Annotated in this window: 12 protein-coding genes; 8 read left to right on the forward strand and 4 right to left on the reverse strand. The window is 35.4% G+C overall.

Annotated elements, in window-relative coordinates; translation table 11 throughout:
• Nucleotides 1-84: 84 nt before the first annotated feature.
• The 4 genes from PQG52_RS06910 (at nt 85) to PQG52_RS06925 (ending at nt 7,497) form a co-directional block, all read left to right on the forward strand.
• Nucleotides 85-5,349 (forward strand): glycosyltransferase, encoded by a 5,265-nt coding sequence (locus PQG52_RS06910; RefSeq protein WP_271828695.1) that lies wholly within the window; start codon nt 85-87, stop codon nt 5,347-5,349.
• Nucleotides 5,350-5,352: 3 nt separating this feature from the next.
• The gene (locus tag PQG52_RS06915; RefSeq protein WP_271828697.1) at nt 5,353-6,471 is read left to right on the forward strand and encodes a CgeB family protein; all 1,119 of its coding nucleotides are present in this window, start codon (nt 5,353-5,355) and stop codon (nt 6,469-6,471) included.
• A 127-nt stretch (nt 6,472-6,598) separates the two neighbouring features.
• The gene (locus PQG52_RS06920) at nt 6,599-7,108 is read left to right on the forward strand and encodes a GNAT family N-acetyltransferase (protein ID WP_271828698.1); all 510 of its coding nucleotides are present in this window, start codon (nt 6,599-6,601) and stop codon (nt 7,106-7,108) included.
• 14 nt (nt 7,109-7,122) lie between these two features.
• The gene (locus tag PQG52_RS06925) at nt 7,123-7,497 is read left to right on the forward strand and encodes a hypothetical protein (RefSeq protein ID WP_271828700.1); all 375 of its coding nucleotides are present in this window, start codon (nt 7,123-7,125) and stop codon (nt 7,495-7,497) included.
• Nucleotides 7,498-7,571: 74 nt separating this feature from the next.
• Here the strand turns inward: PQG52_RS06925 and PQG52_RS06930 are convergent, their stop codons facing one another.
• Nucleotides 7,572-8,147, reverse strand: coding sequence for a YqgE/AlgH family protein (locus PQG52_RS06930; RefSeq protein WP_271828701.1), 576 nt, complete (start codon nt 8,145-8,147; stop codon nt 7,572-7,574).
• Nucleotides 8,148-8,330: 183 nt separating this feature from the next.
• Here PQG52_RS06930 and PQG52_RS06935 point away from each other — a divergent pair, with 183 nt between their 5' ends.
• Both PQG52_RS06935 and PQG52_RS06940 read left to right on the forward strand, forming a co-directional pair.
• Nucleotides 8,331-9,092, forward strand: coding sequence for an SDR family NAD(P)-dependent oxidoreductase (locus PQG52_RS06935; protein WP_271828702.1), 762 nt, complete (start codon nt 8,331-8,333; stop codon nt 9,090-9,092).
• Nucleotides 9,093-9,118: 26 nt separating this feature from the next.
• Nucleotides 9,119-10,117 (forward strand): PPK2 family polyphosphate kinase, encoded by a 999-nt coding sequence (locus PQG52_RS06940; RefSeq protein WP_271801151.1) that lies wholly within the window; start codon nt 9,119-9,121, stop codon nt 10,115-10,117.
• 187 nt (nt 10,118-10,304) lie between these two features.
• On the opposite strand, the gene clpA is transcribed toward PQG52_RS06940, so the two are convergent.
• Both clpA and clpS read right to left on the reverse strand, forming a co-directional pair.
• Nucleotides 10,305-12,629, reverse strand: coding sequence for an ATP-dependent Clp protease ATP-binding subunit ClpA (gene clpA, locus PQG52_RS06945; protein ID WP_271828703.1), 2,325 nt, complete (start codon nt 12,627-12,629; stop codon nt 10,305-10,307).
• A 150-nt stretch (nt 12,630-12,779) separates the two neighbouring features.
• Nucleotides 12,780-13,145 carry an ATP-dependent Clp protease adapter ClpS gene (clpS, locus tag PQG52_RS06950; RefSeq protein WP_271801153.1) on the reverse strand — a complete coding sequence of 122 codons (366 nt, stop codon included), beginning with the start codon at nt 13,143-13,145 and terminating at the stop codon, nt 12,780-12,782.
• Between the two features lie 395 nt (nt 13,146-13,540).
• On the opposite strand from clpS, the gene PQG52_RS06955 reads away from it, so the two are divergent.
• Together PQG52_RS06955 and map are read left to right on the forward strand one after the other, a co-directional pair.
• Nucleotides 13,541-14,638 (forward strand): D-alanyl-D-alanine carboxypeptidase family protein, encoded by a 1,098-nt coding sequence (locus PQG52_RS06955; protein WP_271828704.1) that lies wholly within the window; start codon nt 13,541-13,543, stop codon nt 14,636-14,638.
• Nucleotides 14,639-14,760: 122 nt separating this feature from the next.
• The gene (map, locus tag PQG52_RS06960; protein WP_271828705.1) at nt 14,761-15,552 is read left to right on the forward strand and encodes a type I methionyl aminopeptidase; all 792 of its coding nucleotides are present in this window, start codon (nt 14,761-14,763) and stop codon (nt 15,550-15,552) included.
• 622 nt (nt 15,553-16,174) lie between these two features.
• Here the strand turns inward: map and PQG52_RS06965 are convergent.
• On the reverse strand, nt 16,175-16,462 hold the full coding sequence (locus PQG52_RS06965; protein WP_271828706.1) for a hypothetical protein: 288 nt from the start codon (nt 16,460-16,462) through the stop codon (nt 16,175-16,177).
• Between the last annotated feature and the right edge of the window lie 35 nt (nt 16,463-16,497).

Below are 16,497 nucleotides of genomic sequence, written 5' to 3' on the forward strand. Positions count from 1 at the left end.
TGATTTTTTCTGAATAGAATAGGTGTTGATCTGGTTTATTATTTAATAAACCAGATTGTTTTTACAGTATGGTTTATTGATATTATGGTAAAAAAAGATATATTAACTCCGAAATGGGAAAAGTTTGACAATGAATGGTATCGTCAGCGCTATTCTTCCATTCTCCCGATAATTGAGGATATTTATGCTGGAGATGTTTACTTATACTATCAAGAAAAAGGCAGAAAGATTGGGCATTCACCTAATCCATATTTTGACGAAAAATGGTATTTAAAAACATATCCTATTGTTGCTGAAGCCGTTCAATTAAATCAATTTTTGTCTGGTTTTGATCATTATTGTCGTGAAGGATATAAAGATCATTCGCCTCATTGGTTATTTACAGAAGATTACTATCAAAAACAATATAATGAATTAACCAATCATTTTGCTGGTTATAAAAATGGTTACGATCATTATTTAAATGAAGGCGATTTATATCTATTTTCAGGGAGCATCTTTTTTAATCCTTCGCTTTATGTCTTGCAGCAAGATAACCAAGAGCTTATTTCTGTAGCAGGTGGATCTTACCAGCATTTCTTAGGAAACTTGATTTCCAATATTGGTAAAATAAGACTATCTTGGTTTTTCGATGAAGAATGGTATGTAAACACTTATCCAGATGTTCAAAATTCAATTAAACGTCATGAATATTCGTGCGGATTGCATCATTATTTGTCAAACCCAACGCCTTTAGATTTTTCCCCTTCAGCTGATTTTTCTGAATCATTTTATCGTCAATATTACAATGATGTGGCTTCTTCTGTTGGTGTTGGTCATCCCTTAAGAAATGGATATATGCACTTCATTTTTCATGGTTATAAAGAGGGACGTAAACCAAATGAAAATTTTAAGTTAGAGCAATTAGTATTACAAGGTGATATCATCAAAGCGATATCTTCTCGTATGTTCCATAATGCTTTTGAATATTGGGTTGCAAAACAAGATCAGGTATTGTTTGATCAATATTGTAATGAATTCAAGTCCAAGATCCAGGCTGAAGACCTCACTGCGGCTCAATTGTCCTTATCAAAAGAAACAAAAGTAGTTCATGAAACTGCTTCTCAGGTTGTATCAAAATCAGTTGAAGACAGTGATGCAACTGATGAGGTGATACAGTCCTTAGGTAAGGATTCCATTCCAACTATAGCAAAAGATCCGATAATTGATGAGGATGAAGATTTTCCAGTTTTGACGGTAGATGAAGATAAATCTTTATTGACGATTGAACCTCAGAAAGAAAAAATTAAATTTACAGAATATTCAAAGATATCAGATGCTTTAAACGAAGATGAGGACAGTAATGTATTATCTGAGATGGATCGCAAGAAAGATCCTCAACCTAGTCCTGTTCCAAGTCCCAATAAAGCTTTTTGGAAAGATTTCGATGAAGAATGGTATGTTCGCAAATATAGTGACGTAACTTCGGAAATCAAAGCCTTGGATCTTGATAGTGTTGAAGAATATTATCATTCATTTGGTTGTCATAAGGGGCATTCCCCCAATCCTTATTTTGATGAGCAATGGTATTTAAAAACTTACCCCGAAGTGAAAAGCCAGATTGAGCAACATCAGTATGTTTCTGGTTTCGAACATTACTGTCATCAAGGATATCAAAAATATTCACCGCATTGGTTATTTTCAGAGGCTTATTATCGCCAGAAATTAACACATTTAACGGATGAAAACCTAGCAAGAAATGGTTTTGTAAATGGGTATGATCATTATTTGCGCGCAGGCGATAGGGAAGGGATCAGTGGTAGTGTATTTTTTGCCCCTGAATTTTTTATAGGTCATTATAATTCTCCAATACAATCAGGATTGGGTGCTTATACGCATTATTTAAAGCATATTGATACGATCAGCAACTTGACTAGAACGTCATGGTATTTTGATCCAGCCTGGTATTTGCAACAATATCCTGATGTGCAGGCACTAATTGATAATGGTGAGTTTATTAATCCATTACATCACTATTTAACCAATGACGATCCAAAAAATTATTCTCCTTTACTGTGGTTCGATGAGCAGTTCTACAATAGTGAGTATGCTGACTTATTTGAACAATTAGAGCCAGAGCAAAACTATAGAAATGGTTATGCTCATTTTATTGATAAAGGAATTGGTTTATTATTACAGCCGTCATTACCGATCAACCTAGATATATATTCTTTTAAAACAGAAGTTAAACGAGATATTAATAATGGTTTATATTCAAATGCTTATGTACATTGGCTAGCAAATCATGCAGATATTCACGATGTGGCAGACTTAAAAGAGGACGACACTGAATATTATACGCATATCAGTGATATTCTAGCAGATGAAAATGCTTATCAAGGTGCAGTATGGGCACAATTTGATGAGGAATGGTACTTAATGACCTATTCAGATGTTCCACAAAAAATGGAGATCTGTGGTATTGAGAGCGTTAAAGAATATTACGAACAAATTGGTGTTTTTTTAGGTCATTCTCCTAATCCATATTTTGACGAGCAATGGTATCTTTTTGAGTATGAATTTGTAAAGAAAGACATCAAGAGAGGAAAGTTTAAAACAGGTTTTGATCATTATTGTCGTATAGGCCACAAAAAATGCCAACCACATTGGCTGTTTTCTTCTGAATATTACTTATATCATAACCCGAATTTTACATATGAAATTAATGCGTCATCCGAATATGTGAATGCTTATGATCATTACTTAAAAAAGGGAGATGCGCTACGTAAAACAGGATCGCTCTTTTTTGATCCATTGGTTTATGAACGTCATTGTTATGAAGCTGGTAATGTAGAAAAGACTTATTTTCCGTTTCGTAATTACTTGTTAAATATGGGAAAAACCGATCTTAGAGCAACGGTTTCACTATATTTTGACTCGAGATGGTATCTAGATAGATATCCCGAAGTTTTACATGAAATAAAAGGGGGTAAATATACAAGTACTTTACAACATTATTTTATGAACCCAACGCCAACTTCATATGAGCCTTTGCCTTGGTTTTCTGAAAAATTTTATGTGGAAGAATATCCAGATTTAGCGGGTGTTATTTCAACTGACAGAAATAGTAAATTTCGTAATGGTTATGAACATTTTCTGTTACACGGTTCATTGGAATGCAGAAACCCTCATCCAGATGTGAATTTAAAAAAATATTATCTATCAGGCTCTGTTCGTGATGATATTGAAAATGGGTTTTACAGAGATGCGTTTGGACATTGGGTCTTTGATAAGCGTCTGGAAGCGTGGATTGATCATCTTCCAGAAGATTCTCACTATCGGTTAAATGATAAAACTGTCCAGTCTAGAGAATATTTTCAGAAGAAAGCGCATTTTATGTTGCCCACGGTGGCTCATCAAAAATTGGATTTTTCTTACGAAGGAAAACCAGATATTAGTGTCATTATGTTGGTTAAAAATCAGCTTGCAGTGACATTGACTGCACTGGCTTCGTTGCGTGCGAATTTCAAAGGAAAAATTCAGCTGCTTATTGGGGATAATCATTCAACTGACGATACAATTTTTATACAAAATTGTTTGATTGGTGCTCATTTAACCAGATTTGCTTATAATTTTGGTTATGGCAGAGCTTGTAATTACTTAATTGAACAAGTCAAAGCCCCGATTACAGTTTTCTTGAATAATGATATTTACTTATATCCTGGTGCTATCGATATTTTGTGTAAACATCTAGTATCAAAAACAGATATAGCCGCTGTTGGCGGAAAAATTATTCATCCTGATGGTCATTTGCAAGAAGCGGGCTCTATTATTTGGCGAGACGGGACGACGATTGGATATTTGCGGGGGGATGACCCTTTAATTCCAGAGGCAAATTTTGTGCGTAATGTTGATTATTGCTCTACAGCAATGATGGCTATTAAAACATCTATTTTATTGCAATTGGAAGGATTTTCGTCGATTTATTATCCAGCATATTTCGAAGACACCGATTTGTGTGTCAGGATTATTAAAGCGGGATACCGTGTTGTTTATCATCCTGATGCTGTGGTGGAACATATGGAATATGCTTCGAGTGATCCTATTGTTTCCAGTGGTTTGACGCGTCGTAACCATCAGAAGTTTATGAAGGCTCACGCAGATTTTTTACGTTTCCAACACCCAAGACACTCTGATAATGTTGTCATAGCTCGAGAAAGAACAGAGAAGAATAAACGCATTTTGTTTATAGAGGATAGAGTTCCCTTACGTAATTTAGGGTCAGGATATGTGCGCTCGAATGATATTGTTCGCCAAATGGCAAAATTGGGCTATAGCGTAACTGTTTATCCGATTAATGATCAATATCCTCATCTGTTTCAAATTTACTCTGATTTACCTGAAACAGTAGAAGTTCTCTATAATAGGACTATTCATGAACTATCTGAATTCTTTTTTAAACGTGCTGGATATTATGATGTAATTTGGATTGGGCGTACTCACAATTTACAGCGCATTTTACCAATGATGGGCGAGGCTAATCGCTATATTCCTCAGGATTGTTTAATATTAGATACAGAAGTTATCGCAACACCAAGAACATTGCTACGCCAAGATATCTTAGGTCTTAAAAAAGATGAAGAAGACACATTAGAAATTGGCCTTGAGCGCGAGCTTTCCTGTGCAAGACATTGTCAAACGATGGTCACTGTGAATGAAATTGATGCCAATTATGTAAAAGCAACAGGGTTTGATCAAGTATCAATCTTAGGGCATATGCTGGATGTTCGTCCTACCCCAAAAACTTGGGAAGAGCGAACAGGGTTATTATTTGTGGGGGCATTGCATGATTCTTTATCACCAAATTTCGATAGTTTAGAATGGTTCTTGAGTGAAGTTTTTCCAATCGTTGTTAAAAAAATGGATCAAGAATTTACATTCACGATTGCTGGATATGTTCATCCATCTGTTGATATGTCGGTATTTGCAAAATATCCTCAGGTTAAATTATTAGGTGCTGTAGATGATTTAACGTATTTGTATAATGATAATCGTGTATGTATCGCACCAACACGTTTTGCAGGGGGTATTCCTTATAAGCTACATGAGGCAGCGTCTTTTGGTATACCGATTGTGGCTACTGAACTATTGGTTCGTCAATTGGGTTGGACAGATGACAAGGATATCTTTGCAGCATCAATTTATAATCCAGAATTTTTTGCGTCTCAAATTGTAAGACTTTATCAAGAGGAAAAACTATGGAATAAACTGCGTAATAACGCATTGTCACGCATTGATAAAGAATGTAATGAACAGCAATTTAGAGACAATCTTCAACAAATCTTAACACAAGTAACTTCTCATAAATAGGGAATGGGCAAAATGGCAGTAAGAACAACTAAAAAGAAAGCTCCAGCAAAAGTATCGAATGCTACTGAAGCGACTAAAACAAAAACGACAAAGGTAACCAATGCTGATGCAACACCTAAAGATGTTGCTGTGACTAAGGTTATAAGTGAAAAAATGAGTGGCAAAGTATTGGTTTGCAGCGGTGGTAGATATGAATCCCAAGCAAATGCTCAAATCCGTGAAGCCATTATGTCAGGTTGGGAAAGCGTTTTTGGTGAAGGGAATGTGATTTCAACTAATATTGCTGGTGCTTCTGCGGCAATTGATTATATTAAACCAAGAATTGTATTCTCGATTGGCTCTTATTTGCCAGAAAGCACCTATTTTGGTGAAGTATGCCAAAAGGCTAAAGCTGTTGGGGCAACTACCATTTTTTGGGCAACAGAAGATCCTTATGAACAAGATGCTAATTACCGTGTTGTTGATGATTTCGATGTAATTTTTTCATGCGATCGTTGGGGAACCAATTTTTACGAACATCCACACGTGCATTTTCTGCCATTAGCAGCATGTGAAAAATTACATTATCGACCTCTTGATGAAACCCTCGAAAAGAATATTGATGTCATGTTTTGTGGTGTTGCATTTGGTAGTCGCAAAGATGTTATGCGTAGTATTAAACCTGCTTTAGCTGACTTGAATATCAAAATTGTTGGCCCGGGTTGGGGAGAATTCGGAATTGGATTTTCAGATGCACGTATTGAAAAAGATCAATTAATTGAATTATACCAGCGTTCTAAAATTGTATTAAATTTGGGTCGTAGTTTGCATTTCGAGAATAAACGGTTTATCATTATGCCTTCTAATCCTGGTCCCAGAACGTTCGAAGCTGCTGCCGCTGGTGCGATGCAGCTATTTCACGAGGATAATTATGCAATTCATGATTTCTATGAACGTGATGAATTACCTGTTTTCTCAACTTGTTACGATTTTCAACAAATATTGGATAAATATTTAAATAATCCAGAATTAATTATTGAAACTGCTAAAAAAGCACAAGCAAGAACCTTAAAAGACCATACTTATTCAAAGCGTATCGAAACAGTATTGTCTTTTGTAAAGCAAGATGGATTTTTAGATTAAATTCTTGATCATTTGGAATAAAAAGAGAGCATGCTGTATATAGAGCATGCTTTTTTTTATTTGTGGAATATTATTTGCTATAGTCGTTATATATAAAAATATTAATTCAGAATGGTGATTTTATAAAATGATAATTGAAAGAGTAACAATAACAAAAGTTGATATTTTACAATCTATTGCTCGGAAATGTTTTTTCGATACATTTTACGAAGTTAATAGCAAGGAGGATATGGATGATTATCTGGAAAATAAATTATCAATAAAGCAATTAAGTTTTGAGTTGAATAATCCTCTTTCACATTTTTATATGGCTAAAATAAATGAGCATTACGTTGGATATATTAAACTAAATTTTGGTATGGCTCAGAATGAGTTTGAGAATGACGATGCGATCGAAATAGAAAGATTGTACGTTCTACAACAACATCATGGAAAAAAGATAGGGCAAGCATTATTTTCGCATGCTATGTCGATTGCGGATCAAAAGAGAGCTGATTATGTTTGGCTAGGTGTTTGGGAGCATAATCAAAAAGCGATCTCTTTTTATAAAAAAAATGGGTTTGTTGCTTTCAGTCAACATGAGTTTATACTGGGGCAAGATAAACAAATCGATATATTAATGAAAAAGAAACTGTAAATATTGAAGTCAAAATGGATGAATCGTATAAGTCTTCTCTAAACTATGAATTTTTAATAGCATGCACAGAACGATTGCAAAATCTGTTAAATGAACATGGAAAAGATGATGTTTCTCTGAGAGCGCTATATGAAATACTAGAACCATTATTCAAAAAAATTTATCAAAAACAATTACAAGATGGAATGGATGAATCTTTCATCAATGGGATCATAAGTTGTGCTGGGTATCAAATCAGCGATTCAGGTCTAGATTTTTATTATCCTGATCTAAAAATACTTTATTCCGATTTTTACTGGGAAGTTCAAGGAATAGGCAATCATCCTGAGAGAAAAGCTGGGCAATATTCTAGGAATAGTATGAAAGAAGAAAAATATAGAAAAGGATAGTTCTTGATGAATAAAACTATTTTTTTTTATATAGATTTCTTATTATTCCTAGATCATGTGTTTTTATTAATTTATTATGACTGCCCAACAAAATAAGATAATTTACCAGGATCAATAGAGATAGAATGTAATGCATTACGCCATTTTTTTGTATAATGAGGGTTGAACAGCATTTCTTCATTACACGGGGCAATATGCCAAATACTATTTCTTAATTCATCCTCTAATTGCCCAGGTGCCCAGCTGGCATGTCCTAATGCTAATAAAGAATATTTAGGACCTTTCCCAATCGAAAGATCTCTTAAGACGTCAAGGCTGGCATTTAACAAAACTTGATCTGTAACAGCAATACATCCGTTTGTTTCCCAGTCAGTAGAGTGTAAGACCAAGCCATGAGCATTTTCAACGGGACCTCCAGCACTAACAGAAAATATCGCTTCTTGTGGAATAGGGGCTATGCCAAGTTGCTGTAACAATTCCTCGGGTGTAGGTTTGGTCAGATGGCGGTTGACAATAATTCCCATCGCTCCTTCTTGAGGAGAATAGGCACAAAGAAAAATAACCGTTTGTGCAAAAGGTGGTGCGGTAATAAATGGGCTGGCGATTAAAATTTGACCAGCAAGACCGCTGGAAAGATCAGAAAAATTCAAGACTATTTTACCTTGTTTATATAAGGAAACAAAATACGATATTATAAAATCATTTTATGGGAACAATGAAGTTTTTTAAAGAGTATAATGTAAAGATATGTTTAAATTATTATTTTTTCAGTGGCGAATTATTTTTATTATTTTATAATTTACTATAAATATTGTTATAACAAGGAAAAAATAATGGCAGAACAAAAAATTGCTTTGGTAACGGGTGCTTCTGCTGGGTTCGGAAGGGAAATCACGTGTCGGCTGGTTCGTGATGGATACAAAGTTATTGCAACAGCACGTCGTAAAGAAAAACTGGAACAATTAGCTCAAGAGTTATTTGGGAATATTTATCCTGTTGTGATGGACATGGCTGATACCAAAGAAATTGAAAGAGTCATCCAAACATTACCTACTGAATGGCAAGATATTGATGTGTTGGTGAATAATGCAGGGCTAGCTTTGGGAATTGACCCTATTCCCAATATCTCTTTGCCAGATTGGGATCAAATGATTCAAACAAATGTGATTGGGCTTATTCATTTGACACAGCTTATAATCAGTGGGATGCTGAAAAGAAAGAAAGGGCATATTCTTTCCCTTGGTAGTATCGCAGGGACATATCCTTATCCAGGAGGGAATGTTTATGGTGCAACAAAAGCATTTGTAACGCAATTTATGTTGAATTTAAAAACAGACTTATTGGGCACTCCAATCCGAGTGACAAATATAGAGCCTGGCCTTTGTGGTGGCACTGAATTTAGTGAAGTTAGGTTGCAAGATTCTCAAAAAGCAAAAGAAGTCTATAAAGGAACAAACCCTTTGACCGCAGAGGATATTGCTGAAACGATAAGTTGGATCATTGGATTGCCATCCCACGTCAATATTAATCGGATTGAGATGATGCCTGTGTGTCAGGCACCTGCAGGCGTTGCTGTAGCAAGAGAAATTAAATAATATATCAAAGCAATTGGAGAATAATAATGGTTGATAAATCGGTATGTGAAATATTAAGATCAAAATATAAAGTTGAGCATGGAAAGAAATTTAAACTTTCTGATTATGATCCTTCTGATACAGCGGGACTTTCTTTAACTAAAAAAGAAGCAAAAAAAGCGTTAAGAAAACGAGTCAAACGTTTATGTGAATTGCAAGAGTTGTTATACGCTAATGATGATCGCACTTTGGTGGTCGCTTTGCAAGGAATGGATACGTCGGGCAAAGATGGCACTATTAAACATGTAACGTCAGGGGTGAACCCACAAGGTATTCATGTGGCTTCTTTTAAACAACCTGGCCCTGTTGAGCTAGCTCATGATTATTTGTGGCGTATTCACGTTGCTGTGCCACCTAAAGGCAAAATCGGAATATTTAATCGTAGCCATTATGAAGAAGTATTGGTAACCAAAATTCATTCGGAAGTCTTAGAAAAACAAAGGCTTCCTGAAGAAGTAATGAAAGATAAGAATTTCTGGAAATACCGTTATGAAGATATTTGTAATTTTGAAGCCTATTTGCATAGACAAGGCTACGCTTTTGTTAAGATATTTTTGAATATATCCAAGGAAGAGCAACGTTTGCGTTTGTTATCACGTTTGGATCGTACTGAAAAACAATGGAAATTCTCTCCAAGTGATCCAAAAGAAAGAAAATTTTGGGATCAATATCAAGAAGCTTATCAAGAAGCGATTGAAATGACAGCCACCCCAGAAGCACCGTGGTTCGTGGTTCCAGCGAATAATAAGTGGTTCGCACGTCTTGTGGTAGTCGAGTTAATGATTGCTGAATTAGAAAAATTTGAAATGGTTGCGCCAAAACCTAATCCTGAGATTCTTGCGTCTCTGAATTTGCTTAAAGCAGAGTTAGGTGGTGATCCAGATCATAAAGCATTGGTAAAAGAGAAAAAAGCAAAGAAGATTGCAAAGTTAAAGGAAATTGAAAAAAAGATTAAAGAAGAGAAGCAAAATATTAAAGCGCAGTAATTAATCTTAACTTAAGATAGATTAGTCATTTGTAATATCCTTTGTTAATATGGTTACATATTGGCAAAGGGTAGGATGAATGACTTATGTCAGATTTTGAAATCAAGATTTGAGTAAATAATTTTCCCTTTACGAGAAGATTACAAAGTAAAACCAGCCATATTTGACTGGTTTTATAAAAAATTATTTATGAAGATTCTAAAGCTGCTTTCTTTTGTCGTTTACGCTTCTGTAAAGCCGCTGCTTTATATTCGAAACTCAGCTGATCGTTATCGACCTGAATATGAACCTCTCCACCGTTGACGAGTTGTCCAAATAAAATTTCTTCCGCCAAAGTTTTACTAATATTATCTTGAATAATCCTGTTTAATGGCCTTGCACCATAAACAGGATCATATCCGTGCTTGATTAACCAATCTTTTGCTGGTTGGGACAGAGTCAAGCTAACCTTTTGTTCGTTCAACCGTTCTTGTAATTCTTGCATAAATTTATTGACGACTTTGCTGATCGTCAATTTTGATAAGGGCGCAAATGGAACGATTGCATCAAGACGATTTCTAAATTCAGGTGAAAAAGTTTCTTTAATCGCTTCGTTATTATCTATATTAATATGATTATTTACAAATCCAATAACAGGTTTGCTGAACTCTGATGCTCCTGCATTAGTGGTCATAATGATAACGGCGTTTCTAAAGTTAACCACTTTGCCATTATGATCGGTTAATGTGCCATGATCCATCACCTGCAATAGGATATTATATATATCAGCATGTGCTTTTTCGATTTCATCAAGTAATAGTACACAATGAGGGTGCTGATCGACAAAATCAGTCAATAACCCACCTTGGTCAAAACCAACATAACCAGGAGGGGCTCCAATTAATCTGGAAATAGAATGTTTTTCCATATATTCAGACATGTCAAACCGTATTAACTTAACCCCTAAGACATGTGCCAGCTGACGTGCAACTTCTGTTTTACCAACACCTGTAGAACCACAAAATAAATAGCTGCCTATTGGTTTTTCAGATGGGCGTAATCCTGCTCTGGACATTTTAATGGCTGAGGTTAATAAATCAATTGCTTGGTCTTGTCCAAAGATGGCTTTTTTAAGTTTTAGGTCAATCTGCTTTAATGATTTTTTATCATCTGAGGAAACTGTTTTTTCAGGAATTCGAGCAAGTTTTGCAATTGTCTTTTCGATATCGTGAACGTTAATAATTTTTTTTCGTTTATTTACTGGCAAAAGGGCTTGGATTGCTCCGACCTCATCGATAATATCTAGTGCTTTATCAGGCAGTTTTCGATCATGAATATATTTAATTGACAAAGTTACAGCTGTTTGAATAGCTTCTTTTGTATAAGAAATATTATGATGTTTTTCATAGTTTTCTTTTAATCCTAAAAGAATTTGAAATGTTTCATCTGCCGTTGGTTCAATCACGTCAATTTTTTGAAACCGTCTTACCAACGCATGATCTTTTTCGATATGTTGGCGATATTCTTTATAAGTTGTGGAACCAATACAACGTAGGCTGCCATTTGCCAAAGCAGGTTTTAATAAATTGGATGCATCTAAAGAACCATTGGAAGTCGACCCTGCACCAACGATCGTGTGGATTTCATCAATAAAGAGAATTGCTTTCTCTTCGTTTTGTAGGGCTTGAATAATTGCTTTTAGTCGCTCTTCAAAATCACCGCGATAGCGTGTACCTGCCATCAAAATTCCCATATCAAGGGCATAAATGGTAGAATTTTTCAAAATCTCTGGAATAGTTTCATCAACAATTTTTAATGCTAATCCTTCAATAATTGCGGTTTTGCCAACGCCAGGATCGCCCACCAACAATGGGTTGTTTTTTGTGCGACGACATAGGATTTGAATAGTCCGTTCAACTTCAGCATCGCGACCAATTAAGGGATCGATTAAACCCGAAGCTGCTTTTTCGTTTAGATTAACGCAATATTGATATAGAGGGTTTTCATTATTACTGTTTGTTTGCTCTTTTTGTTCGTCTAGAAAGAAATCTTCTAGATCGTCATTGTCTTCTGAAAGATGAGGATAGTGTGGAGGAGAAGATTTTTTTGTAATTTTGTGAGCAAGAAAGTTCAAAACGTCGAGTTTGGTTAGGTTTTGAGTTTGTAAAAAATAGACTGCATGGCTTTCATGTTCGGAGAATAAAGCAATAATAACATTGGCGGCATTCACATCTTGGGCTTCATTGGATTGGACATGGATGCTTGCACGTTGAATGACACGTTGGAATGCTGTTGTTGGTTTTGGATTGGTTTCAATATTTGTTGTTAAAATAGATAAATCATTTTGTACGAAATACTGAATATCGTGCCGTAATTGTGGAATATTTACTCGACAAGCATCAAAAATAACAATTGCATCAGGGTCTTCGGTCAATCCATACAAAAGATGCTCTAGTGTCGCGTATTCATGGTTATATTTCCCAGCTAATTCAAAAGCCCGACAGAGGGAATGCTCTAAATTATTGGATAACACAATATTACTACCTTAAAATATACTATAAAACCAACGTCGATTCATTCTATTGCAAGAAATATAATTTTCAAACAATATTTTATCAAAAAGAATGTATTATAAACATAATCTCACTTATTTTGATTTGTTATTAAATAAGTTGGCATTGAATTATTCTTTTTCAAGGACACATTGCAAGGGATGTTGGTGTTTTTTTGACAATTGCATAACCTGATTTTGTTTGGTTTCAGCAATTTCATAAGTAAAAGTTCCACAATGACCCATGCCTGTATTATGTATTTCGTACATAATTTTAATGGCTTCTTCTTTCTCTTTTTGAAAAATGCTTTCAATGACGTAAACCACAAAATCCATTGGGGTAAAATCATCATTTAACATGATAATTTTATACATTGGCGGTTTCTTTGTTTGTTGTAGTGACAGGGTATCGACGCTATCCAGTGTCTGAGAATCGACAGACAATGACGTATATTGGGTTGTGCGGTGATGAAAGGGTAACAAAACAGGCATATTCACTGACATATTTTAATGGGTATTGTTCAAGAATGATTTATAGTTTTATATAGTTTTTAAACTATCTGGAAGGGAACTAAGCATATCTTTTTTTCATTTACAAGCAGTTATTCCTTTGTTTTGCTTTGAAAATATTTTTTAAGCGATTAGTTAGTTTTTATTCGCAACATAATCAAGTTGTGATTATACTTTAAATTATTGTAATATGTGGTTGTATTTTAAGTTTTTATTTGATTCTTGGATTGATCGAGGGGGATAAAAATGTTAACCTTAGAGGGTGTACATACATGAGGACTGTGTTTGATTATGTTCAGAGAATAAAAGATAGTTTCTTTACATAATTTTTAATGAAAATGATTATTATTTTTATTCATTCAGGCAATATTTAGGGGAGCAACGTGACAGGATATATTTCTGATTGTAATCACGATCGTTTGATGAAAAAACATTTTACGATTAAAAAAACTTTGTTTAAGTTAAACACTAAGAAGGCAATTGGTTTTTTTGCGTTTTCAGTATCGTTATGTGCATTTCTTTTATCCCCTACGGCACATGCTCAATATACTGGTCGTATCAGTACTATTGTAACTGATATTAATGGCAAGGTCATTTCCAAAGATGATCCTGATTTGCAACGATATCCTGCCAGCCTTACAAAAATGATGACATTGTATATGACGTTTCGTGCGTTACATGCCAATGCGATCTCTCTAAACCAAAGAATTCCTGTTTCAATTCATGCAGCCTCTATGGAACCTTCTAAATTAGGCTTACGTGCAGGATCAACCATTACTGTTCGTGAAGCAATTTTGGGATTGGTCACTAAATCTGCGAATGATGCGGCTTGTGCGTTGGGTGAATTTATCGGTGGTGGTGACGAACCACGTTTTGCGCAAATGATGACCCAGCAAGCCAGAGTTATTGGGATGAATGATTCCACTTTTCGGAACGCATCAGGATTGCCCAACCCAGATCAAGTCACAACGGCAAGAGATATGGCAACTTTGGCGCGTCATTTGATCTTAGATTATCCAGAATATTATCCTTTCTTTAAAGTTTCTTCCTTTAATTTTCGTGGTCGTACGATACCTAATCATGATCCCTTGATTAAAGGCTATGCAGGGGCTGATGGCTTAAAAACGGGGTATACTGCGGCGGCTGGGCATAATTTAGTTGGTTCTGCAGTACAAGGAAACGTGCGTTTGGTTGGGGTCGTGATGGGAGCCCCCAGTAATTCACGACGCAATACAACAATGATGAGTGCTTTGGATGAGGGGTTTTCAAAATATGGGGTCACACCAGCTGAAAGACCTTTGGTCTTAGCGAGAGCAACACAACGAGGGGGTTCTCACAAGCGCTCCAAAGTAATCCTGGCAAGAGCTTCGCGCTCTTCCAAGGGTGGGGTTGTGCAAGTTGCTCAATTGCCAGTAAAGTCTAAAAAGGCAAAGGCTTCAAAAACAACGACAAAATATGTTGTTAAACACAAAAAGAGATAAAAATCATTCTATAATATTTGATCCTATTATTAAATGTTATCAAGAATGAGTTTACCTTACCCAACTAATATGTATTATTAGTTGGGTATTTTATTTAAAGTTTATTTAATTTGGAGGATGATATGGCAGATCGTCGGATGGTATTTTATACTCAAGAAGACTTTGTTGGGTTAAGAGCTGCAGGACGCTTGGCTGCTGAAACGTTGGACATGATTACCCCGTTTGTAAAAGAGGGTGTCACCACAGAAGAGTTAAATACAATTATTCATGAATTTACTCTGGAACATGGGGCAATTCCTGCACCATTAAATTACAGAGGTTTTCCAAAATCTTGTTGTATTTCGATCAACCACGTCGTTTGTCATGGCATCCCAGGGGATAGACGTTTAATGAATGGCGATATTTTAAATATTGATGTTACTCCTATTTTAGATGGTTGGTATGGCGATAGCAGCCGTATGTATGTCGTGGGTAAGGTGTCTCGGCTTGCACAACGATTAATTGATGTGACGTACGAATCTTTGATGCGTGCGATTAGGGAGGTAAAACCTGGCAATACGCTGGGTGACATTGGCTATGTGATCCAAGAATATGCCGAGGCACAACGTTTTTCAGTGGTCAGAGATTTTTGTGGTCATGGCATTGGTCGTGTATTTCATCAAGAACCAAATGTTTTGCATTACGGGAAAAGAGGACATGGTTTGGAATTAAAACCAGGAATGGTATTCACTATTGAACCGATGTTAAATGTTGGTAAGCCAGATGTGAAGATCCTCGACGATGATTGGACAGCTGTAACACGTGATCGCTCTTTGAGTGCGCAGTTTGAGCATATGATGGGTGTTACCGAGGATGGTGTTGAAGTATTTACCTACTCTCCCAAAGGAATGAACCAACCTCCATATGAATCATAGGATTTCATTACTTATCCGTTTTTTGTAGAAATGTAGTAGCTCATTAACATAACAAATGTATTTCATTATGTTAATGAGTAATCATATAAAAACTACGATTTGCTATATCAAGTTTCGATCGGAAACGTTTAAAAAGCAATTTGTTATTTGTCATAAAACTCTGTTACAAACAAAGCTCTATGTGAATATAAATTAATTTCAAAAACTTTATTAACCGTAATAAGCAATATATAAATCATTTATTATTTTCTTTCTTTCGGATCCTTCTTTACAGCTAACAAGCAGTTTTTAGTAATCATAGCTTCGCACACTTTATTTGCGTTCTGATAATTTAAACAAATTATAAATGAATGTTGATTTTGTTTATATAAATCTGATGTGGTAGCTGTCCATAACATACTCTTGGAGCAGATACCGTTCTGGCTTAGAGTAACGATAACGATGATAACTCAATATCAGAAGTAACAACAATAAACGTCAGCCTATCACTGTAACCCAGTATATTTAAGCGGCCATGAAATATAGGTTAAAAGCTATTTTTATTCTATTTATGGTATCTCACGTATTTATTTTTTGAGGGCTTCGAAATGTATAAAAACTTTAGCCATCTTCATGCATTGATTTAATTTTTGCTTTGCTTTGCTTTGCTTTGCTGTGCTGTGCTGTTGATTGCTGAGAGGGTGGAATATTTAATTTGAGCAGCGTAAATGATGTTCGTTCTAAAATCTTGGTAATATTGGTGGGTGGTGTCAAATGCGGCGATGGTAATTATCCAGCAATATGCGAAGCCTAAAGTGAGCATATAATTGATCAATTTAATAACTTTGGTAAGCAGCGCGATTTTTTCGTTCGCAGGAAATGGCAAAATATTATCTGCACTTTGTGATTCAAACACGACCAAAATTTGCATGTATTGATATATTTTCACAAAATCTTGAATAGTGA

This window comes from Commensalibacter communis (assembly GCF_947179105.1).
Taxonomy (GTDB): Bacteria; Pseudomonadota; Alphaproteobacteria; order Acetobacterales; family Acetobacteraceae; genus Commensalibacter; species Commensalibacter communis.

What these genes read in the sequence shown, in the direction of transcription:
- PQG52_RS06910 (WP_271828695.1), top strand. Translation starts at nt 85, where the DNA reads ATGGTAAAAAAAGATATATTAACTCCGAAATGGGAAAAGTTTGACAAT.
- PQG52_RS06915 (WP_271828697.1), top strand. Translation starts at nt 5,353, where the DNA reads ATGGGCAAAATGGCAGTAAGAACAACTAAAAAGAAAGCTCCAGCAAAA.
- PQG52_RS06920 (WP_271828698.1), top strand. Translation starts at nt 6,599, where the DNA reads ATGATAATTGAAAGAGTAACAATAACAAAAGTTGATATTTTACAATCT.
- PQG52_RS06925 (WP_271828700.1), top strand. Translation starts at nt 7,123, where the DNA reads ATGGATGAATCGTATAAGTCTTCTCTAAACTATGAATTTTTAATAGCA.
- PQG52_RS06935 (WP_271828702.1), top strand. Translation starts at nt 8,331, where the DNA reads ATGGCAGAACAAAAAATTGCTTTGGTAACGGGTGCTTCTGCTGGGTTC.
- PQG52_RS06940 (WP_271801151.1), top strand. Translation starts at nt 9,119, where the DNA reads ATGGTTGATAAATCGGTATGTGAAATATTAAGATCAAAATATAAAGTT.
- map (WP_271828705.1), top strand. Translation starts at nt 14,761, where the DNA reads ATGGCAGATCGTCGGATGGTATTTTATACTCAAGAAGACTTTGTTGGG.
- PQG52_RS06965 (WP_271828706.1), bottom strand. Translation starts at nt 16,462, where the DNA reads ATGCAAATTTTGGTCGTGTTTGAATCACAAAGTGCAGATAATATTTTG.